The organism is Corynebacterium sp. MSK218, from assembly GCF_030232655.1.
Lineage (GTDB): Bacteria > Actinomycetota > Actinomycetes > Mycobacteriales > Mycobacteriaceae > Corynebacterium.
In genome coordinates, this window is the sequence record NZ_JASPGN010000010.1 from 23,996 (window position 1) to 43,752 (window position 19,757).

General features: G+C 57.0%; 20 protein-coding genes and 1 tRNA gene. 7 read left to right on the top strand and 14 right to left on the bottom strand.

The annotated features are described in order from the left end of the window. The first annotated feature begins 135 nt into the window (after nucleotides 1-135). Nucleotides 136-747, top strand: coding sequence for a TetR family transcriptional regulator (locus tag QP922_RS09200; protein ID WP_284809087.1), 612 nt, complete (start codon nucleotides 136-138; stop codon nucleotides 745-747). Beyond that, nucleotides 741-2,315, top strand: coding sequence for an MDR family MFS transporter (locus QP922_RS09205; RefSeq protein WP_284809088.1), 1,575 nt, complete (start codon nucleotides 741-743; stop codon nucleotides 2,313-2,315). The genes QP922_RS09200 and QP922_RS09205 overlap by 7 nt, the downstream gene beginning before the upstream one ends. Nucleotides 2,316-2,328: 13 nt before the next feature. Here QP922_RS09205 and QP922_RS09210 read toward each other — a convergent pair whose 3' ends face one another. The 5 genes from QP922_RS09210 to QP922_RS09230 all read right to left on the bottom strand — a co-directional run bounded on the left by QP922_RS09210 (nucleotide 2,329) and on the right by QP922_RS09230 (nucleotide 7,251). Then, nucleotides 2,329-3,456: a CAP domain-containing protein gene (locus tag QP922_RS09210; RefSeq protein ID WP_284809089.1), complete on the bottom strand. Its 1,128-nt coding sequence runs from the start codon at nucleotides 3,454-3,456 to the stop codon at nucleotides 2,329-2,331. Nucleotides 3,457-3,508: 52 nt separating this feature from the next. Further along, on the bottom strand, nucleotides 3,509-4,084 hold the full coding sequence (locus QP922_RS09215) for a GNAT family N-acetyltransferase (RefSeq protein WP_070671945.1): 576 nt from the start codon (nucleotides 4,082-4,084) through the stop codon (nucleotides 3,509-3,511). Between the two features lie 73 nt (nucleotides 4,085-4,157). Further along, on the bottom strand, nucleotides 4,158-5,516 hold the full coding sequence (gene phoH2 / locus QP922_RS09220) for an RNA 5'-3' helicase PhoH2 (RefSeq protein ID WP_070671947.1): 1,359 nt from the start codon (nucleotides 5,514-5,516) through the stop codon (nucleotides 4,158-4,160). A gap of 266 nt (nucleotides 5,517-5,782) precedes the next feature. Further along, nucleotides 5,783-6,454 carry an LGFP repeat-containing protein gene (locus QP922_RS09225; protein ID WP_284809092.1) on the bottom strand — a complete coding sequence of 224 codons (672 nt, stop codon included), beginning with the start codon at nucleotides 6,452-6,454 and terminating at the stop codon, nucleotides 5,783-5,785. A gap of 107 nt (nucleotides 6,455-6,561) precedes the next feature. Further along, nucleotides 6,562-7,251, bottom strand: coding sequence for a LysR family transcriptional regulator substrate-binding protein (locus QP922_RS09230; protein WP_284809093.1), 690 nt, complete (start codon nucleotides 7,249-7,251; stop codon nucleotides 6,562-6,564). Nucleotides 7,252-7,334: 83 nt separating this feature from the next. Here QP922_RS09230 and QP922_RS09235 point away from each other — a divergent pair, with 83 nt between their 5' ends. Then, nucleotides 7,335-7,652: a DUF5997 family protein gene (locus tag QP922_RS09235; RefSeq protein ID WP_284809163.1), complete on the top strand. Its 318-nt coding sequence runs from the start codon at nucleotides 7,335-7,337 to the stop codon at nucleotides 7,650-7,652. 11 nt (nucleotides 7,653-7,663) lie between these two features. Here the strand turns inward: QP922_RS09235 and glyA are convergent, their stop codons facing one another. Next, on the bottom strand, nucleotides 7,664-8,965 hold the full coding sequence (gene glyA / locus QP922_RS09240; protein WP_284809094.1) for a serine hydroxymethyltransferase: 1,302 nt from the start codon (nucleotides 8,963-8,965) through the stop codon (nucleotides 7,664-7,666). Nucleotides 8,966-9,111: 146 nt separating this feature from the next. Here glyA and coaA point away from each other — a divergent pair, with 146 nt between their 5' ends. Continuing rightward, nucleotides 9,112-10,038 carry a type I pantothenate kinase gene (gene coaA / locus QP922_RS09245; protein ID WP_284809096.1) on the top strand — a complete coding sequence of 309 codons (927 nt, stop codon included), beginning with the start codon at nucleotides 9,112-9,114 and terminating at the stop codon, nucleotides 10,036-10,038. A gap of 9 nt (nucleotides 10,039-10,047) precedes the next feature. Here coaA and QP922_RS09250 read toward each other — a convergent pair whose 3' ends face one another. Genes QP922_RS09250 through mca form a run of 3 tightly spaced genes read right to left on the bottom strand, consistent with a single transcriptional unit; the run spans nucleotide 10,048 to nucleotide 12,035 of the window. Beyond that, the gene (locus tag QP922_RS09250) at nucleotides 10,048-10,818 is read right to left on the bottom strand and encodes an isoprenyl transferase (RefSeq protein WP_284809098.1); all 771 of its coding nucleotides are present in this window, start codon (nucleotides 10,816-10,818) and stop codon (nucleotides 10,048-10,050) included. 16 nt (nucleotides 10,819-10,834) lie between these two features. Then, nucleotides 10,835-11,128, bottom strand: a complete 294-nt coding sequence (locus QP922_RS09255) for a hypothetical protein (RefSeq protein ID WP_039674700.1) — start codon at nucleotides 11,126-11,128, stop codon at nucleotides 10,835-10,837. A gap of 4 nt (nucleotides 11,129-11,132) precedes the next feature. Further along, nucleotides 11,133-12,035, bottom strand: coding sequence for a mycothiol conjugate amidase Mca (mca, locus tag QP922_RS09260; protein ID WP_502869599.1), 903 nt, complete (start codon nucleotides 12,033-12,035; stop codon nucleotides 11,133-11,135). 80 nt (nucleotides 12,036-12,115) lie between these two features. On the opposite strand from mca, the gene QP922_RS09265 reads away from it, so the two are divergent. The 3 genes from QP922_RS09265 (at nucleotide 12,116) to QP922_RS09275 (ending at nucleotide 13,513) form a co-directional block, all read left to right on the top strand. Then, complete coding sequence (locus QP922_RS09265; protein WP_284809100.1) at nucleotides 12,116-12,607, top strand: DUF4307 domain-containing protein; 492 nt, start codon at nucleotides 12,116-12,118, stop codon at nucleotides 12,605-12,607. A 103-nt stretch (nucleotides 12,608-12,710) separates the two neighbouring features. Beyond that, nucleotides 12,711-13,232 (top strand): transcription elongation factor GreA, encoded by a 522-nt coding sequence (gene greA / locus QP922_RS09270; RefSeq protein WP_039674666.1) that lies wholly within the window; start codon nucleotides 12,711-12,713, stop codon nucleotides 13,230-13,232. Between the two features lie 47 nt (nucleotides 13,233-13,279). Then, nucleotides 13,280-13,513, top strand: coding sequence for a hypothetical protein (locus tag QP922_RS09275; RefSeq protein WP_284809102.1), 234 nt, complete (start codon nucleotides 13,280-13,282; stop codon nucleotides 13,511-13,513). Nucleotides 13,514-13,576: 63 nt separating this feature from the next. Here the strand turns inward: QP922_RS09275 and QP922_RS09280 are convergent, their stop codons facing one another. The 5 genes from QP922_RS09280 to QP922_RS09295 all read right to left on the bottom strand — a co-directional run bounded on the left by QP922_RS09280 (nucleotide 13,577) and on the right by QP922_RS09295 (nucleotide 19,710). Next, entirely contained in the window at nucleotides 13,577-15,064 is a 1,488-nt protein-coding gene (locus QP922_RS09280; RefSeq protein ID WP_284809103.1) for a hypothetical protein, read from the bottom strand. 344 nt (nucleotides 15,065-15,408) lie between these two features. Further along, on the bottom strand, nucleotides 15,409-16,083 hold the full coding sequence (locus QP922_RS12935) for a DUF3558 family protein (protein WP_350309354.1): 675 nt from the start codon (nucleotides 16,081-16,083) through the stop codon (nucleotides 15,409-15,411). 834 nt (nucleotides 16,084-16,917) lie between these two features. Then, nucleotides 16,918-18,198 (bottom strand): HNH endonuclease signature motif containing protein, encoded by a 1,281-nt coding sequence (locus QP922_RS09285; protein WP_284809105.1) that lies wholly within the window; start codon nucleotides 18,196-18,198, stop codon nucleotides 16,918-16,920. A 270-nt stretch (nucleotides 18,199-18,468) separates the two neighbouring features. After that, complete coding sequence (locus QP922_RS09290; RefSeq protein ID WP_284809107.1) at nucleotides 18,469-19,302, bottom strand: Bax inhibitor-1/YccA family protein; 834 nt, start codon at nucleotides 19,300-19,302, stop codon at nucleotides 18,469-18,471. 331 nt (nucleotides 19,303-19,633) lie between these two features. Then, nucleotides 19,634-19,710: transfer RNA gene (locus QP922_RS09295), tRNA-Leu, on the bottom strand. Nucleotides 19,711-19,757 lie beyond the last annotated feature (47 nt).

The window sequence follows — 19,757 nt, forward strand, 5'->3', positions numbered from 1 at the left end:
GCTTCGTCGTTTTGCCAACCGCACGCCACCTTGGTGTCCTATGCCATAGATTCATTGCATTTTCTCAAACATCACCGTGATTACACTTGGTGCAAACTTGCACTCGGTGTACTGTTGCACTCTGTGCAAGAAGAAATGTCATTACGCGAGCAGAAGCGTCTCAAGACGCGCCTGCGAATCGAAGACGCCGCCACCCGCTTGGTGGACGAGCGTGGATTCGCCGACGTTACCGTTGAGGAGATCTGTGACGCATCGGGGATTTCTCGGCGCACCTTTTTCAACTATTTCGATTCCAAGGATTCCGCCGTGCTCGGTGCCCCGAGCCACGAATTCACGAAAGAACAGAAGAGCACATTCCTCAACACTCCCACTGACAGCGTCTTCAGGCTGGTAGTTGACCTTGTCAAGGACCACCTCGTTGGCCAACACGTCGATAACGTGATTACGGAACGTCGCCGCCGGATTTCCGGTGATGCTGACGCCGCGGCGGCGTCGCTAAGCCGAAAGCGCGCCAAGTCCAACGAAATCCTAGGACTTATCACAGAGCGTCTACGTAAAGATCCTGACTTGCAACTCATGCCCTCTATCGCTGCTGAGACGGAGGCCATTCTCATTTCCTCCGCAATTAGGGAAGCCTTCTGGTTAGCCACAGCATCGCCGGATTTCAGCTGCGACATCCCCTTTGAGCAACGCTTTGAATCTGCGCTCACACTCATTTACGATTTTTCGAAAGGACTGACATGGTAGATACCGCGGCTCAGCCGGCCTCTCCGGCCGACAATAACAAGCCCGAGCACAACCTTGCCCTCGTTTTCTCTGCCCTCGTGCTCACCATGCTGATGAGCTCCCTGGGCCAGATGATTTTCGCCACTGCCCTTCCCACCATCGTGGGTGAGCTCGGCGGCGTCGACCACATGAGCTGGGTCATCTCCGCTTTCTTGGTCATGATGACGATTGCCATGCCGATTTCCGGCAAGCTCGGCGACATGATGGGCCGCAAGTGGCTCTACATTGGTGGCATTGCTATCTTTGTTATCGGTTCCGCGCTTGGCGGCTTCGCCGACACCATGAATCTGCTCATTATTGGACGTGCGGTACAGGGTTTCGGTGCTGGTTTCATGATGATCTCCTCCCAATCCATCATTGCGGAGGTCACCACTTCCCGTGAGCGCGGCAAGTTCATGGGCATCATGGGTGGCGTCTTCGGCCTGTCCTCCGTCCTTGGCCCAGTCCTGGGCGGTTGGTTTACAGACGGCCCGGGCTGGCGCTGGGGTATGTGGATGAACATCCCGCTGGGTTTGCTCGCCATCACGGTCTGTACCTTGGTTCTCCATTTGCGCGTTGGCGATACCGACCTGCGCAGGTTTGATCTCCTCGGCGCAATCTTCATTGCGATCACCACCGCATCCCTCATCCTCATGACGACGTGGGGCGGAACTCAGTACGAGTGGTCCGATCCGATCATCATCGGTCTTGGTATTACCGTGGTCATCGGCGCCATCATCACCATCTTTGTGGAGTCCAAGGCCAAGGAGCCGCTCATCCCGGTGCAGCTGTTTAAGAACCGCAACATGGTTCTCACCACCGCTGCCGGCATGGTTCTGGGCTTGGCTATGTTCGGTGTGCTGGGCTACATGCCGACCTACCTTCAGATGGTCCACACCCTGACCCCAACGAAGGCGGGTCTCATGATGATCCCGATGATGGTCGGCTTGATCGGCACCTCTACAGCCGTTGGCTTCATTATCGCCCGTACCGGCCACTACAAGCGCTACCCCATCATCGGCCTAGCCATCACCGCCGGTACGTTGTTCTGGATGTCCAAGCTGACTGCAGACACCTCTCTAACCCAGCTCGGCGCGGAGTTCCTTGTCTTCGGCATCGGCCTCGGCTTTGTCATGCAGGTTCTGGTCCTCATCGTCCAGAACTCTTTCCCCGTTGCTCTCGTCGGAACCGCTACCGCGGCAAACAACTTCTTCCGCCAGATCGGTTCCGCCATCGGTGCTTCGCTGGTGGGTTCCCTCTTCATCCACAATATGAAGGATGAGATGGCCGCCAACATGCCTGCCGCCATCAAGTCCATGGGTGAGGCCGGCAAGCCCTTCGCGGAGAAGTTTGCTAGCGCCGAGGGCGGTTCCTCCAACCTGACCCCGGCCCTCGTGGCGCAGATGCCGGATCCCATCAAGGAAGTCATCCTCAACGCTTACAACGACGGCCTGACCCCGGTCATTCTGCTCATGGTTCCGATGGCCATCATCGCTCTCCTGCTCATCCTGCCGGTACGAGAGGAGCACCTCAAGGAGACCATCTCCTAATCACCCGAGGGGTCTAACGCAGGATTCCCAATTGGCGCGCCACCTGTGCAGCCACTCCAATGAGCGCCAGCACGCCGGAGATAATCGCCACGATTGTCCCGGCGTTCATCCCGCCCGAACTCAAGTCTCCACCAACGGATTTCTTCGTCACCTTTACAGTCTTGGTCACGTGGTTATCCGATACCTGTGGCTGCCCATTGACCAGCTCATAGGTAGTGAACGTGACTGTTGCAGTGCCCTCGGACTTGGCCTCGTAGGTACCGTCCTCGTTGACTTCAAGGACCTCAGGATCGCTTGAGCTTGGCGACGCCACCGGTACCCCCAGCTTGGCTCCCCAGAATCCCTCAGTACTCAGCCCCACGCTTCCGGTACTGCCGACACTCGTACCTCCCGAAGAAACCAATTCCGCATTTCGCACTGCACTTTCGGGCACGGCGATGGGGAACGCATGGCGGACGGAGTCTAGGCGCTCTGGTTCCTCAAGCACAGGTTCCTTCACATATAGTCCAGCCACGATTCTTCCGACCTGAGCCTGGGCGAAGTATTTGTTTTCAGGATCAAGGATGTTAAGCAGATGGCCGGTTTCACCACTGCCACTTAACACGTTGTCCCACTCCTCTGCCCAGCTACCAACAGCCCCGGACATATCGGCAGTAACTAAGTTTTCCCCATTCCACTTCGCTTCACGCACCGTCCACGACTCGACACCCATCAGTCGATCATGGTTGAAGTCAAAGTTCTCTTCCGCAGCGCGCTGCAATGCTGCGTGCTCAATTCCGCGATTCCAGCTGATACCGTTCACATAGTCTTCGCGCGTACTAAAACCCTTAAGCTGGGCAGCGTCACGTGTAGCGAAAGTGCGGTACTCCTCATCATGGGAAGTACGAATGGGCAGATTTGCGTCCCACGCTTTGGCGCGAAGCTCTCGAACCTGACGGGTCACCACATCAATTTCAGACTGCATGACTGGCTCAGCGAAGACGTAGGCAAGAGCACCATCAGGATGGTTAACGTCGAGCTCAGCTACAGGAACCGAGCCTGCAGATGGAAAATCCGCAGCCGTTGCGACAGGTGCAGCAAAAGCACCGGTTGCCACGACTGCGGCGGTGGTAAGGGAGAGCACGGACGTGCGTAGAGACATGGTTCACCCACAAAGGCTAGAGGAACAAATACATTCTCTAGCCTAGTGGCACCTATTTCCGCTTGTCCGCGATTTCTGCTTTCTTTTCCTCCGGCTTCGGCAGGAGCAACTCGTAGACATCGGTGTCGCGCCACTGGCCGGCGAGGTCACCATAGGTCATCTTTGCCATGTGGGAGTAGGTTCCCACCTTCACGAAGCCGCGAGACTTGTGAAGCCCTGCAGAGCCCTCGTTCTCAGGGAAAATCCACGAGTGGATAGCCCACTTGTGGAGGTCGCGGCACACCTCGATGAGTTGGTCCAACAAGGCGCCGCCAATGCCTCGGCCTTGGGCTTCCTTGCTCAAGTAGATGGAGTCTTCCACTACACCGTGGAACACGGTGCGGGTAGACGCTTGCGCGGCGCAGACCCAGCCGAGCACCTTCGAGTCATCCTCCGCCTCAACGGCAACGAAGACAGAAGCCATAATTTTGACGTTCTTAAACTCCTCGAAGGTCAACGAGCGGGTCTCATAGGTGGCGTGACCCGTGTTGAGGCCCTGCTCGTAGATCTCACGCATCTGTGGGTAGTCCGCTGCAGTGAACGGACGGATGCGGAAATCCTTCTTTTTGTCTTTCGCGTTTTCGCTCATGGGCACCATTATTACTGGGCTTACTACATTTCTGCCAAGCTACACGCAGCGGTGATCGCCACCTGCGAACGCGCTAATTCTCACCCTCGAGCAGATCGGTGACGAGCTCCGCAATGGCGGAACGCTCCGAACGCTGCAGGGTGACGTGCGCAAACAGTTCGTGCCCCTTCAGTTTCTCGATAACTGCCTGAACACCATCATGGCGGCCCACGCGCAGGTTATCGCGCTGGGCGACGTCATGCGTCAGCACAACGCGCGAGCCACGGCCGAGTCGGGAAAGCACCGTGAGAAGAACGTTGCGTTCAAGGGACTGGGCCTCATCGACGATGACGAAAGAATCGTGAAGGCTGCGACCACGGATGTGGGTCAGCGGAAGCACTTCAAGAAGCCCGCGGTCCTGAACCTCATCCATAACGTTTTCGGATACGAGGCCTTCAAGGGTGTCGTACACCGCCTGCGCCCACGGGTTCATCTTCTCGCTCTCTGAGCCCGGAAGGTAACCCAGCGACTGGCCGCCCACCGCATACATCGGGCGGAAGACCACGATGCGACGGTGCTCGCCGCGCTCCAGTACTGCCTCAAGACCTGCACACAGCGCCAACGCCGACTTACCGGTACCAGCGCGACCACCGATGGACATGATGCCTACCGAAGGGTCAAGCAGCAGGTCCAGTGCGACTCGCTGCTCGGCGGAACGGCCCTGCAGGCCGAATACATTGGCATCGCCACGCACGAGACGCACGGCACCTTCAGCGGTCATTCGGCCGAGCGCGGACTGTGCACCTGCTTGCAGCGTGACGCCGCAATGCACCGGCAGGTCCTCGACGCGAGTTCCGGCGGTGGTCACTGATCCGTCGATAAGCACCTCGCCCTCGCTGTACAACTCATCGATGACGTCTGCTGTGGTGTGGACCGTAGCCATGCCGGTGTAGCCGGTCAGCACGACGTCTTGGGCATGGTATTCATCTGCTTGCAGGCCCACGGCACCGGCCTTCACACGCAGCGGCACGTCCTTGGTGACGAGGACAGTATCCTTGCCCTCGTGCTGCAGATTGAGCGCGCAGGCGAGGATACGGTGATCCCCTTCTGGGCCACGGAATGCGGCTGGGAGCAGGGACTGGTCTTGGTGGTTAAGCTCCACGCGCAGCGTGCCGCCTTCCGCGCTTACTGGAACCGGCTGGTCCAGTGCATCGTACGTGGCGCGAAGGTCCTCCAAAAAGCGAAGAGCTTGGCGGGCGAACCAGCCAAGCTCCGGGTGATGACGTTTTCCTTCCAACTCTGAAATGACGACGATGGGCAGAACCACATCGTGCTCGGCGAACTTACGCAGCGCCCAGGGATCGGAGAGGAGGACAGAGGTATCAATGACGTACGTCTTAGTGGCCACGGTGGCCTCATTCGACTGCTCAGTGAGGACGGAAGGATTGGTCATAGCGTCAGGGTTCTCCCTTGTGGTGCCGACCCAACTCATCGACCTGGGACGGCGTGGTGAAGCGGGTGTGTTGTGAACTATCCGGAGGTCCTATGGAAACCTCCGAACACTGCCCAAACTAGAGGCCGAAGGTTGAAATTACATGGGTGCAAGATGAACAGTATTAAAACGACAATCCCCGGCGTCACACCATTCCCACGAGTCAACGTGGGGGTGGCATGAACGCCGGGGAAAGATACTAAGACTAGTTCTTAGCCACGAAGTTCTTAGTTGATGGTGGCCTCGTACTTGCCGGAGTCACCCTTCATCCAAGAAATGGTGCCGTTGGTGAACTCCTGAATCCAACCGTTGCCCTCAGCCTTCTCCGGTGCGGTTGGCAGGCCGATCTCGCTGTCCAGGCCGCCCTCTTTAGTCCAGGTCTCAGCGATCTTGCCGATGACCGGCTGGGAGCCAGCATCCTCACTGAAGGCAAGCAGCTTGTCCTTGGCGAAGGTAGCGATGCTGCCGTCACCGGAAGTCTCGACGGACTGCGGGTCGCCCCACTCAGCTGCCTTCTCCTTAATAGCCTTGGCAAAGTCGGACGGAACCTCAACCTCACCGTTAGCGGTCTCGATGGACTCCTTGCCGCCCTCCGAGTCAGAAGACTCGGAAGAATCAGCAGAGTCAGAAGCATCAGCGGAGTCGGAAGAATCTGCAGAGTCAGAAGCATCAGCGGAGTCAGAAGCGTCAGCGTCGGCGTCCTTATCCTTGGAGCCCTTTACGGAATCCTTAGCGTCGTTGGCAGCGGAGCCGGCAGCATCGGTGGCGTCGGAAGCTGCGGACTGGGCAGCGTCGCCAGCCTCCTTAGCAGCATCCTCAGCGTCGGAGCAGGCTACAACGCCCAAGGACAGGGTGGCGGCAGCGATACCAGCAGCGAAACGACGGGTCATCTTCTTCATTGTTTATTCCTTTCTCATAAACTTTTGTTGAGAACGGACTCCACCGTAGGTTCGTAAAAATTTTTTAGCCACCACTTATCGTGTGATTTGACAACAAAATTGAAGGATCAACGCCGTTTCCGCTGCTGAGACCCCCTATATCTTTTCGGTAACGGTTTTGTTTTCGAGGCTCCTTGGGACTGCCTGCGTGCTTGCTTGGCCTTTGCTTTGTCCCGTGCACTGCGCTTTTCAACGTTGTTGCGTGAGGTATTCCTCGTCCTTCCCTTAGCCACACCCACGAAGTCTTGAATCTCATCACTGTCGTCATCCTTGCGCCATACGAGGGCGATCTCCGTCAGCGGAACGGAAGGATCAGTAAAGCCGAGAGCTACTACTTGCTTCTTACTCAAAACTTTAAGTAGCGGACGTGGCGCCACCACGATTCCCACGTTGGCGGCGACGACTTGGAGTGCGGTGCGGACCGAGGGGACGTCGACAAGCGCGTCGGTCCCAATCCGGTAATTCACAATCTCCTCAGCGACGTCCTCAGGGGAAAGGTCCTCCCCTACCTCGGCATAGACGGAATCCTTGGGCACCGCGATGCCCGGCGCTTCCTCGTAAAGGCGAACAATATGGAAACTGTCATCGATGCGCGGATCGGGCAGGCGCGTCAGCGCCACGTCTGCTTCACCGGCCAGGAGTGTGGACATCGCATCATCAGAGTCGAGCGTGACAAGGGACTCTGCAGAATGCATATCACGGTAGCGGCGGAACCATTTGCCAGGTTCGGTACCAGTGGAAAAGACGAGGCGGAGCATGCATCTCATCCTACGGTGCTGCTACCGTGGTGAGCGTGACTGATACCCCACATACCAATGCGACCGAGCCTTCCGGCACCGCCATGCGCGCACAGACTGCCGCCAAGAAGCTGGGCATTTACCTGCCCGCCACCCCGGAAGACTTTCAGGCTAATGCCGTGACCCACGCAGAGCTGCGTGAGCTTCAAGAGAACCCGCCAGAGTGGCTCTCCGCGCTACGCCGCGAGGGCCCCCATCCCCGAGCAGTCGTGGCTCAGAAGCTAGGCATCTCCGTGACCGCGCTGAAGAAGAACGATATGGACCGCCCGCTCACCACCGCTGAAATCAAAGAACTCCTCAGCGCCATGCCCGAGTGGCTAGAAGCCGCTCGTAAGGCACACGCTGAGGAGCGCTCGGAATAGACTAGCGAGGCTTAAACCAGCTTCCATTCCTCAAGGCCGTTATACAGCGGGAAGTCCGCGGCGACCTTTTCAACGCGGGCGCGCAGCGAAGCGACGTCCGCGTTCTTACCGCTAGCCAGTGCCGTACCGATTACATCGGCAACCTCAGTGAAAGCTGCAGTATCCAGGCCACGGGTTGCCAGGGCCGGGGTACCGATGCGCAGGCCGGAGGTAACCATCGGCGGGCGCGGGTCATTCGGCACAGCGTTGCGGTTGACGGTGATGCCTACCTCGTGGAGGAGGTCCTCTGCCTGCTGGCCATCAAGCTCAGAGTCACGCAGGTCCGCGAGTACCAAGTGCACGTCGGTGCCACCGGTAAGCACGTCGACACCAGCCTTGGAGCAGTCCTCGGCGGTAAGACGCTCAGCAAGAATTCGAGCACCTTCGAGGGTGCGCTCCTGACGCTCCTTGAACTCCTCAGTAGCTGCAATCTTGAGTGCAATGGCCTTCGCTGCAATCACGTGCATGAGCGGACCGCCCTGCTGACCCGGGAAGACGTTGGAGTTGATCTTCTTGGCAAAATCCTGCTTGGCCAAGATGAGGCCGGAGCGCGGACCGCCGAGGGTCTTGTGCACGGTGGAGGACACAATGTCAGAGTGCGGAACCGGGGAGGGGTGCAGGCCGGCCGCCACGAGGCCAGCGAAGTGGGCCATATCCGTCCACAGGTAGGCGCCGACCTCATCAGCGATGGAACGGAAAGCCTCAAAATCAATGGTGCGGGGGTAAGCAGACCAACCAGCGATGATGACCTGTGGCTTCTCAGCCAAGGCCTGCTCACGGACCTTGTCCATATCCAAGCGCATGGTCTCCGAGTCCACCTCATAGGCAGCGACCTCGTACAGCTTGCCGGAGAAGTTGAGCTTCATACCGTGGGTAAGGTGGCCGCCATGAGCGAGGGACAGGCCCATGATCTTGTCACCCGGGTTAATCAGGGAACCCAGAACTGCGGCGTTAGCCTGAGCGCCGGAGTGTGGCTGAACGTTGGCAAACTCGGCGCCGAAGAGGGACTTGGCGCGGTCGCGAGCCAGATCCTCAACGATGTCCACGTGCTCACAGCCACCATAGTAACGACGTCCCGGGTAGCCCTCTGCGTACTTATTGGTAAGGACAGAGCCTTGGGCCTGCAGGACCGCACGCGGAACAAAGTTCTCGGAAGCGATCATCTCCAGGGTGTCGCGCTGGCGAGCAATCTCACCATTGATGGCGTCGAAGACCTCTGGGTCGAGCTCGCGCATCTCTTGGTAGCGCACGTCAGCAGAATTCGAAGTGGTCATAGAAACGTAGAGTCCCTTCTCAAAGATGGTCCTGTGGAAAGTCGCCGAAGCTAGTTCTACATCCTAACGCCCACCTCCCCCGCGCGGGGGATTTTTCTTTCCTACCGATTGCACGCACTGGTTGGGCCAATGGAACAATGGTCGGCATGGCGCGAATGACCGACGGGAGCCCGTACCTCGACTTTGACCGTGATACCTGGCGCGCCCTGCGTAAATCCATGCCGCAGGTGCTGACGGAAACAGAAGTTGAGAAACTCCGCGGCATTGGTGACCGCATCGACCTCACGGAGGTCGCCGAGGTGTACCTGCCGTTGTCGCGTCTTATCCACATGCAGGTCAAAGCCCGCCAAGAACTCACTGCCTCCACCGAAGCCTTTTTGGGCAATCCTCCTACCCACGTGCCTTTCGTCATTGCGGTAGCCGGTTCGGTGGCCGTCGGAAAATCCACAACGGCACGTCTGCTCCAAGTGCTACTGCAGCGCTGGGATTCCCACCCCAAGGTGGACCTTGTCACCACCGATGGCTTCCTCTACCCCACCGCTTACCTCAAAGAGCACGGCCTCATGCAGCGCAAAGGCTACCCGGAGTCCTATGACCGCCGCGCACTGATGCGCTTTGTCACCGATGTGAAGTCCGGAAAGCCACTGGTGAAGGCGCCGTTGTACTCACACGTGTCCTATGACATCGTTCCGGGTGAGTACCAAGAAGTGCACCAGCCCGACATCCTCATCTTGGAGGGCCTCAACGTTCTTCAGACCGGACCCACGCTCATGGTTTCTGATCTCTTCGACTTTTCCGTCTACGTGGACGCCCGCGTGGACGATATTGAGCGCTGGTATATCGAACGGTTCCTCAAGCTTCGCCACACGGCTTTCCGCGAGCCGGGTGCGCACTTCGCGTCCTACGCCGATATGACCGATGAGGAAGCGTATGAGCAAGCCCGAGAGATCTGGCAGTCCATCAACCTGCCCAATCTCATTGAAAACATCCTGCCAACACGAGTGCGCGCCTCTCTAGTGCTGCGCAAGGGTTCTCACCATTTGGTGGACCGCGTGCGGATGCGCAAACTCTAGTTTCGGCAGCTAGCGTCCAAAACGGCGCGAGCGCTGCGAGTAGTCGCGCAGTGCACGCAGAAAATCCACGCGGCGGAAAGCCGGCCAGTAGGTGTCCGTAAACCAGATCTCAGAATAGGCAGCCTGCCACAACAAGAAGCCCGATAGGCGCTGCTCGCCCGACGTGCGAATAACCAGGTCTGGGTCCGGAAGGCCCTTGGTATACAGGTTGCTGGTGATGGCCTCTGCGGTCACATTGTCCGCAATCTCCTCAGCGCTCAAGCCCTTCTGGGCTTCGCTGCGGATGAGGCTCTGGACAGCGTCGACAATCTCCTGACGTCCACCGTAACCTACCGCAATATTGACGATGACACCTTTGTGGTCTTCGGTGGCCTCAGCCGCACAGCGCATCTTCTCGGTGACCTTGTCGGGGAGCAAATCCAGATGCCCCACCAAGCGAATCTGGCAATCCAGATCACCTTGTGACAGATGTGTCACCACATCAGAGATGATGTCGAAAAGCAGCTGCACTTCCTTCTGGCTACGCTTCAGGTTCTCCGTGGACAGCAAGTAGATGGTCACGACTTCAATGTCGGTTCCATCGCACCACGAGATCATTTCGCTGATTTTTCGCGCGCCTTGGCGGTGGCCGTGGCTAATATCCGTGAACCCGGCCTCCCGCGCCCACCGGCGGTTGCCGTCCGCCATGATGGCCACGTGGCGCGGCTGCGGCTTGCCCTTAATCTCACGCGTCAGGCGTGCTTCATACAGGGGGTAAAGCACTTGGCTGAGTAATCTCACGGTCTCGCCTTCCGCGTTAGAAGATGGACTTCTTACTGGTATCGAGGATGCCCGCTTCCTTCATAGCAGCATCGACAGCCTCATCGTCGAAAGGATCAATACCGTGGTCCTCCGCAAACATCGTGCGGCGGCGGAAACGGGAGTACCGGCGGTGGAAGTTCCAACCGGCAAACAGCACAGCGACGCCCATCAGCGCAAGGATCAACAGGCCAATGGGAGAGGCCTTACCAAACTCCGGTCCCACTGGCCCGCTCTGCGCCCCTTGGGCTAGAAGGGCGACGTCGTGTGCCGCGAAGTACAAAGCGTTCATGCTTCTAAGACTCCCCTACTTCCGGGATTCCTGCAAATAAATCATTCTCGGGCAGCTCCGTGGATACACGCGTCTTAGCCAACTCAAATTCTTCCGTAGGCCAATGCTGTTGTTGGACCCGAACGGGCGTCGCCAAAAATGCTCCTGCGGGATCAATCTGAGTGGCATGCGCGCGAAGAGCATCCTCACGGTTTTGGAAGTAGTCCGCGCACTCCACCTGGGTGGTCACACGCGCCATGATGTCACCAAACGTGGTGTCCCAGCGTGCCAACATGGGCTCGTAGGGGCTCACCTTGCCTTCTTCCAACAGCAAGTCGTGGAAGATCTTCATGCGCTGGTACACGAACCCGTGACTGTAATACAGCTTCTGAGGCTCCCAGGCCTGACCAAGCTCAGGGTGATACGACTCATCGCCGGCCTTGTCCCACGCAATCATGGAGGAGCGGTACACCATGAGGTGGTCTGGGTGGGGGTAGCCGCCATTTTCGTCATAGGTGATAATGACCTGCGGTTTGAACTCGCGAATAATCTTCACCAGCTCTTGCGCTACATCATCGTCTTCCATGAGGGCGAAGCAACCTTCAGGGAGCAGGTCCTTAATATTGGGCGCTAGCGGATTACCCGGCAAACCGGAGTCAATATGGCCTAGCCACCTGTGTTGGACACCCAATGCTGCTGCAGCCTCGGCCATCTCCTCGCGGCGGATGCTGCCCATGTTTTCCAGAACCCCGGGGCGATCCATGGCTGGGTTAATGATGTCCCCTCGCTCACCACCCGTACAGGTCACTACGAGGACCTCTGCGCCTTCGGCGGCGTACTTGGCGGTGGTGGCAGCACCTTTCGAGGATTCATCGTCTGGGTGCGCGTGGATAGCTAACAGGCGCTTGTTAGTCACTAGGTGATACATCTCCCTTTACCGTCGTCTTAAACAATGGCCCAGTCTAGTGGATAGTTTGTTCTGGTCGAAGGTTGGCTAGAATCAGATTCATGTCTTCCGCTGGTTCCGCTCGTCCTGTCTCCCGTTCCCAGTCCCGTTATGGCTCTTCCACTAAGAGCAAGGGTTCATGGACGAACCGCGCCATCGTCCTTGTCTTTGTAGCTGTTTTCATCGCCATGGTTTTCTTCGGCGTGCAATATTTCCGTACTCAGCAAAAGGTCAATGCGAACATTTCCTATGTCTCGCACGAGATTCTTTCTGATGACACTGCTCGAATCTGGGTCGACATTACCCGCAACCGCGTGGAAGAACCCGCGTACTGCATTGTTCAGGCCTTCGATTACTCCAAGGCCGAGGTAGGTCGCCGCGAGATCGCCGTCCCCGCCGGCGGCGATGAAGCCCAACGCGTGGCTATCGACGTTCCCACGAACCACCGCGCAGTAGCCGGCGGCGCCTATGGCTGCTCCGGCAACATCCCCTCTTATTTGAACGTCGACATCATGGATTCTGTCGATTTCAAGGGTGAGGCAACAGATAGCTAAAAGCCCAGCTATGCTAGTATGTTGAGCGTTCTGAATGGGCCGCGCCACCTGCGCTTTTACGCCCATTCTTTTGAGAAATTATCCGTAAACGGAAGGTTGCACCATGGCTGAGCAGCAGAAGCAGTACATCACCCCGGAAACCAAGGCTAAGCTCGAGGCCGAACTGCAGGCCCTCATTGACCACCGCCCGGTCGTCGCTGCCGAAATTAACGAGCGCCGCGAGGAGGGTGACCTCAAGGAGAACGCCGGTTACGATGCCGCGCGTGAGATGCAGGACCAGGAAGAGGCCCGCATCAAGCAGATTTCTGAGGTTTTGGCTAACTCCACCACCGAGCGCACCGCTGTTCAGGAGGGCGTTGCTCACATCGGTTCCGTTGTTCACGTTTATTACAACGGCGACGAGGAGGACCGCGAAACCTTCCTTATCGGTACCCGCGCTGCCGCTTCCGATAACAAGGATCTTGAAACCTACTCCGAGCAGTCCCCGCTGGGTGCTGCTCTGCTGGGCGCCGCCGAGGGCGAGACCCGCGAGTACACCGCTCCGAATGGCAAGACGTTGTCGGTCACCGTGGTCTCTGCAGCACCGTATGATTCCGCAAAGGCTGCCACGCCGCGCCAGTCCTAACTTATACTGCTCTACATCACCGTTTTTCTGAGAAAGAGTTCTAACCCATGAAGAAGTTCACTCGTTTCGCCGCTGCCGGTCTGGCCGTCACCGCTGGTCTTACTCTCGCCGCTTGCCACCCGCCGAGCCAGCAGGATTCCGATGAAAAAGTCGAGACGGCTGCCACCTTCGAGGGCGAGGCTCCGGGCGCCGGTGCTTCCGAGGAAGCCGCTACCGAAACCGTGACTGAGGTTGCCACCGAAGTTGCCCCGGCAACCGCCTCCGAGGTCGTGGCCAACTAGATCAACGACGAAGCGGCACCACGATTGTTGTGGTGCCGCTTTTCGCGTTTTAGTCGTCGAATCTTAGTCCGCGTCTCGGGCCCACTCCCCAATCACGCCCGGAAGCACGGCCGGTGATTCTCCCAGCAGGTCACGTTTGTTCGGATCCCGTTCAACCTGCGTGGTCACGGATTTGATCCGCTTCTCATTCTCTCCTCCACGGGCCGCACCGCCCATCATGGGCATCATGCGGATACCAGCAGCGCCCTTCGCCACGTGTGCCCCGGACTTGGCCACTACGCCGGCGCCACTGTTTCCAGCGCCTCCAACCGCACCCCCAATAGGGCCAGTGACGGATCCACCAGCTCCGCCTGCGCTTGCCGACGGCCTCCCATCCTTCGCCCCACCAGTCGCCGCTGCTCCCGGCAGTCCGCCGATAACGGGATGTGTTCCGGTTTGTGGCGCGGTGCCAGATGCTCCCAATCCCCCGAGACCTGCTGCCGATGTCGCTGGATTCTCAGGAATACGACCAAGCCCTCTGCCCAAACCACTGTTCATACCGCCGTTCATGCCGCTCGGCATTCCGCCTGCCAGCGAACCTGCCGTACCGCCACGGCCTCCCGGCAGCCCCATGGCTCCCATACCGGATGCTCCCACAGCGGTGCCGCTTCCCAAGCCGGCCGCCGACAGGGTTTGTCCGACTCCCGATGAAACGCCGCCCAATGGATTCACGGAACTAACACCAGCGGTGGCTGCTGAGGTGTTCATTTGGGAGGCGTCGATAGGCTCAAGCGCCTCACCAAACCCCAGCTCGCTCAAGATACTGCGCCCTCGGTTGCGCAAATCTGACTGGAACTGTGCAGCCTCTGCCGCGTCCATTCCCAGTTCCGACAGCCCCTTCATCTGCCCATTCGCAGCGTCAAAAGAACCTGGACCAACCTCGCCGTTCTCAATAGCCTCTGCTATCTGCTTGGGCCAGGTAACACCGTCGGTGTTGTACTGCGTTCCATCCCCAGCCACTGCTCCGAATTCCGTGCTTACATCTCCACCACCAGACGGCGGGGCTGCATCCATCAGTGCGTGTTGGTACGGCATCGCCATGACAACGCCTTCTTGCAGCAGCCCCTGCATATAAAGCAACGCTGCCTCTTCCGCCGCTGCGCGCGTAGCAGGCTCCGGGATAGCCATCACCTCGAAGGCAAGCGCAACTGCCTCTGCCTGGGTACTCATGATGCGGGCCTGCAAGCCGAAGAGCTTCTGCTGCATCACCGCGGAATTCGCAATGAAGTGCGTACCAGCTTGGGCAACCTCGCGGATCTTTGCTGCCGCTCTCGTCGTTGGCTCAGAGTCATTCTCCGATTCCAACGATGCTGCCGAGGCATGCAGCCCCTCAACGATGTCCCCAACTTCCGTGCTCAACGACCTCCAGCGCGCTTGCGCTTCCGAAACATCCCAAAACTTTGTGGTGAACAAATCAGAGGCCAGCCCCATAATCGAAGGACCCGGATCCACAACCGGCATCGTGAACCCAAACGGGCTGTACCCCGGGTCCGGCTGATCCACGATAGGCATTGCTTCCGCTCCACCGCCGCCTCCAGCATCCGCGACGTCGAGCCCACGGCTATTCAGTTCATCCTGCGACTCGAAGCCAGCTAGCTCGGTTTGCAGTGTGTCCCCTAGCCATGCGACCTGACTCCTAAATCCGTCAAGCGAGTTTCGAGCCGAACCCGGATCCGTCGCCAACACACGCTGGTGGATCGCACCGACTTCACTTAGGCCTGTAACTGTAGAAAATCCACCGTCAAGTGGGCTATGGATTCCCATTGACGCCTTTTCAGCTCTACGGCCCAACCTTGTGATATCGCTAGATCTCTGATCTACATTTTCCTGATCTATAAACATTTTCGTACTCCCTTTTAAATCAATCTCGATAAGAAATCAGCCGACGATTGACACTTATCGCGCATCGAAACTGCAGCAGTAGACTCAGTCCAGGAGACAGAAATTAGCCCTCGAACTGTTTGGACATAAGAACTGCATGTAACTCCCCGAATAAACGTGTCCTCAACGGTGTAAATTTCCCCCGGTATCCCCTCAAGTCCCGAGTATTTATAAGGATATAATTCTTGGATTTGTTCAAGACTGTAATCTTCGGATTCAAGAACCAAAAAGGCCCGAGAGCCCCCATTATTCGATGACGCCGAGAACTGACAAGATCTATACCCGCTTTCACGTAAAGGCGCCGAAGTCATCTCAACCCCTAATTCTGCAAATACCTCACTGGGAATCTCCGTACATGGGTCAAACACTTTAAAACCGGACGCACTCCGATCAAAGTCCCCAAGTGGTGGCAACACCCCACCACCCGATTGCCCCACCCCACTTGCAGTCTCATTCCCCCTCTCCCCCGTGGCGGTGACATCAGCGACCCCCGAGACCGCTGAGTCACCGCCATCCTTAACATCAGAGAAATCGTGAGAACCCCCGGTACCAACGCCATGAGAACGAACACCCAGACCCTGCAGTGATGCACAGCTCGATAGCACCCCCATACAAGCCGCCACCAGCACAAGGCCCCCGATTCGCTTCATGGTTTCCCTTCTCAACCAATCTCTCTGACTTTTCGAAGCCACCTTCCGGAGCGGACTCCGTGAGCGGCTTCGGAAACAAGAATGCACGAAAAACCACGGTCTGTCTCGGCAGAATCTATGAACTACTTAAGAATTTGCTCAATCGACGAGAATTATCAATAAATACTATTAGAAATTTAACCAATAGGTGCTGGCTAGACACTGTGACACAGACAACCATCCGGCCGGAAGAATTAGATGGATCTAATTTGCAAAAATCTAAACGGGTACCCCCGAATTACAATAGTGAAAGTAGATGAGCTGGGCTTTTTCGGTCGATGCATTGAGCGAGTATTTTTCTTAAATCGATGTTTTCCGCAAGCAACGCCAAGCACTGTCAGCCACGAGGTAAAAGTATGCTTATGTACGGAACATTATCGAAACTGTTCACTAAAAGGCAGAAGCTCAAATCCTCACGCATCAGCTAAATCGACCATGAATCATCAAAGAAAATCGGATACTGCACCATTGCGGGACGCGACCCCAATCGTCGTCATTTTCGACGAAAAAGAGGGCCACGGCCACTACCACTTGGACGGCAGGCGAATGTCACCCGGAGAATCCTTCATTGGGGGTAGCGCGAAACCCTAACCACAAGACCAACCCCGACGTCGTATTAAACGACGATCAGCTCGCTTGTCTCAAATCGTTTTGGCGAAGCATGGGTTCGTCGTTTCTGACGATGATAGGAAAAATCACCGATTTCCAAGTCTCACTTTTTCGCCGGGTTCCCACCCGCTTCATCGTCGTCGTTTAGTTCGACGAGCAAGCCAGCCGCATCGCCGGCCCAACCTTCTAGAAGGGAATATCGCCACCGCGGGTGTTGTCGCGGTCTGCCGGGTCGGTCATATCAAAGACTTCGACGATTTCACCGCTATCTAACTCGACCTTCAATGCTTTGGCGTCTTCATGCATTTTGGCTCGGTGTGCCATAACATCCTCGGCAACAGTGCGCGCCCACCTGCGCATCGACGGTGCAAGCGGGCCTGTAGCTTGCGTTGTCACCCAACTGCCATCAGCCAATAGCCACACCACATCACCGGTAACCGGGTCCAGAATATAAAAGGCCCTGCCCTCGGTCTTCATATTGTGATGACGCTGGCACAAACACACCAGATTATCCGGATGCGTTGGCCCACCCTCGGCATAATTAATCCGATGATCCAACTGACACATCCACGCCGGCACATCACAACCCCCAGCCCGACACGTCCCATCACGGCCCTCAACATACTTACGCACAAAATCAGACGGACGATAAGAATCAGAAGCTTTAGGCACCCGGCTTAAATCCCGCTCAACCACCGTGGCCGCTGGAATATCCCCACCACGCCACCCATGGCCCTGAACAAACACCGGTACCCCCTCCACATCAGACGCCTTATAAGTATGCACCACCACTTTTCCTACCTCCGGCTCCAGGCTGCCCGACAGCAACAGCACCATGGCATCCGCCATGGAGACCTCATGCTTTCTGGCGGTTTCTTTAATAATCTCGTGGATGACCACACCCACAGTGGAATCAACCTCTAACTCAAGAAAAGCCCGCTGGCCTTTAGTCAATATGGAATACCGATTCTTCTTACGCGTATCGCGAAACGCTACTGAATCATCCAGTACTTTGGCGATGTCACGCACCCGGCGCCGAATCTGGCTCGCTGTCGGAAACACCTGATTAGGCCGCTTCGGTACAAACCACTGGGAAAGATTCTCATCAATTTCTGCCACGACCTTCCTCGTGGGGCTGCCTAGCTTGGACATCACCTCATCAATCGCTACCAGCGACGCCATATCCAACAAGGCTTTAGAATCTTGCAACTGCTTAACCTTCGGTAACTCCTCAAGCCGAAGAACCCCCATCACATTCTTCGCCACCTGCCTAGCAGTCTTAGCAGTCCTGACCGAAAGCTTCATCACCTCACTATCAGAATCAGCCTCCAAAGCCGGAAGATTATGTAACCAGAACTCATACTCCGCACGCCGCAGAAACATCCCCGCAACACATACCGGATCATCAGGATTCGAATGAGAAAAATACGGCAACGGAACAGAAGAAGAAGTTGTGGTTGCCACCATAAGTGACACCCCCTTAAATACTAGACAATACGAACACCCTTTCTAGCCACCACACTACCCAACCAGCCCAACACCACACCAGACCCCACAACACACCATCACAACTAGACCAAAACAACACACCCATTCGAACATACTCTTGCCAACACCACATATAGACGGCGGATTATCAAACACCCCACACCACACTGTGACAAACACCACAAAGTAAACCGGCGGCCAACACCAGTTAAGGTGTCGGCCGCCGGCTAAATAAGGCGACGGTGAGAACTAGTCCCTGAAGTAGCTCAGCAGACGCAGAATCTCGGTGTAGAGCCAGACCAGGGTCACGGCCAGGCCAAGGGCGATACCCCAGGCGTACTGGGCCGGAGCCCCCTGGCGGATAAGGCGGTCAGCCTGGTCAAAGTCCGTCATGAAGGACAGAGACGCCAGGACGATGCAAACCAAAGAGAAGATAATGGCAATCGCGCCACCGTCACGCAGCGGGTTGAAGTCGAAGAAGATAGCGCCCAGGAAATTAACCAATGCCAAGACGGCAACACCAGTAATGAGGCCGAACATAATCTTGTTGAACTTCGGGGTTACCTTCACTGCACCGGTCTTGTAGACCATGAGCATGCCGATGAAGACGCCGACCGTACCCATAATGGCCTGGCCAATGCCAACGCCGATCTCACCTAGGTCGGCGAGTGCCGCACCACCCGTTTTGTCAAGAGAACCACCGGCAACGATGTACGAAAAGCCGCCAACGAAAAGACCTTCAAATGCGGCGTAGATAAGAGTCACGGCGGCAGAACCGAACTTCTTGCCAAACGTCGAAACCAACACTGTGATAAACCCACCAATGGCACCAAGCAAAGTCAGGCCCATCGTCACAACGGGGCTGATCAGCGCGCCAATGCAGAAGTTAAGAACAGCCAGCGCGATGATGACAGCGAGGGTGATACCGGTCTTGGTCACCACGTCATCAACGGTCAACGGGCGGTCGGCGCTACGGGTGGCCTCGTTAAACGGGCTATCGCTCTGGCCAAACGGATTGCTCTGAGTCTGGTTCTGGTTTTGGCTGGATGAGAGGGAACTCATGACGGGGTTGCTAGAACGCACGTGAATCCCGATTCCTTTCACAGTATTTCTCAATAAAGACGGCCCCATAAGGGCCGCCGTGTTCATGTTCTCACTAGTTCCAACGCACTCGATTGCTAGGAAGTTCCCAAAAATCCCAAACTTTGCAAAATATTCTTAAAGAGAGGCGTCGCGAAGCACTGCGCTTGTCGACGCCTCCCCTACCGCACATCGGCCACATACCTGGTCGCCTGCACTGATAGCGACGTATAGCTCAGCACTATTAAATGGACACTTTTGGACACTTTTGCGCCAGATTGCCCACTCTCACCAGCGTTTCCGCTGGTCATGGTGCCCCCAGTGGTGCCCCCAGTGGTGCCCCCAGTGGGACTCGAACCCACACTGAATCGATTTTAAGTCGACTGCCTCTGCCGATTGGGCTATGGGGGCCTAACCGTGCCCATTTATTTTAGGGCACGGGTCCTCGCACACTAGAT

Bases quoted from the DNA above. Each gene is read 5' to 3' on its own strand.
- QP922_RS09230 (WP_284809093.1), bottom strand. From the start codon at position 7,251: ATGCTCCGCCTCGTCTTTTCCACTGGTACCGAACCTGGCAAATGGTTC.
- phoH2 (WP_070671947.1), bottom strand. From the start codon at position 5,516: ATGACCAATCCTTCCGTCCTCACTGAGCAGTCGAATGAGGCCACCGTG.
- greA (WP_039674666.1), top strand. From the start codon at position 12,711: ATGGCTGAGCAGCAGAAGCAGTACATCACCCCGGAAACCAAGGCTAAG.
- coaA (WP_284809096.1), top strand. From the start codon at position 9,112: ATGGCGCGAATGACCGACGGGAGCCCGTACCTCGACTTTGACCGTGAT.
- QP922_RS09265 (WP_284809100.1), top strand. From the start codon at position 12,116: ATGTCTTCCGCTGGTTCCGCTCGTCCTGTCTCCCGTTCCCAGTCCCGT.
- glyA (WP_284809094.1), bottom strand. From the start codon at position 8,965: ATGACCACTTCGAATTCTGCTGACGTGCGCTACCAAGAGATGCGCGAG.
- QP922_RS09280 (WP_284809103.1), bottom strand. From the start codon at position 15,064: ATGCCTATCGTGGATCAGCCGGACCCGGGGTACAGCCCGTTTGGGTTC.
- QP922_RS09235 (WP_284809163.1), top strand. From the start codon at position 7,335: ATGCGCGCACAGACTGCCGCCAAGAAGCTGGGCATTTACCTGCCCGCC.
- QP922_RS09285 (WP_284809105.1), bottom strand. From the start codon at position 18,198: ATGGTGGCAACCACAACTTCTTCTTCTGTTCCGTTGCCGTATTTTTCT.
- QP922_RS09200 (WP_284809087.1), top strand. From the start codon at position 136: ATGTCATTACGCGAGCAGAAGCGTCTCAAGACGCGCCTGCGAATCGAA.
- QP922_RS09255 (WP_039674700.1), bottom strand. From the start codon at position 11,128: ATGAACGCTTTGTACTTCGCGGCACACGACGTCGCCCTTCTAGCCCAA.
- QP922_RS09215 (WP_070671945.1), bottom strand. From the start codon at position 4,084: ATGAGCGAAAACGCGAAAGACAAAAAGAAGGATTTCCGCATCCGTCCG.
- QP922_RS09205 (WP_284809088.1), top strand. From the start codon at position 741: ATGGTAGATACCGCGGCTCAGCCGGCCTCTCCGGCCGACAATAACAAG.
- QP922_RS09275 (WP_284809102.1), top strand. From the start codon at position 13,280: ATGAAGAAGTTCACTCGTTTCGCCGCTGCCGGTCTGGCCGTCACCGCT.
- mca (WP_502869599.1), bottom strand. From the start codon at position 12,035: ATGTATCACCTAGTGACTAACAAGCGCCTGTTAGCTATCCACGCGCAC.
- QP922_RS09225 (WP_284809092.1), bottom strand. From the start codon at position 6,454: ATGAAGAAGATGACCCGTCGTTTCGCTGCTGGTATCGCTGCCGCCACC.
- QP922_RS09210 (WP_284809089.1), bottom strand. From the start codon at position 3,456: ATGTCTCTACGCACGTCCGTGCTCTCCCTTACCACCGCCGCAGTCGTG.
- QP922_RS12935 (WP_350309354.1), bottom strand. From the start codon at position 16,083: ATGAAGCGAATCGGGGGCCTTGTGCTGGTGGCGGCTTGTATGGGGGTG.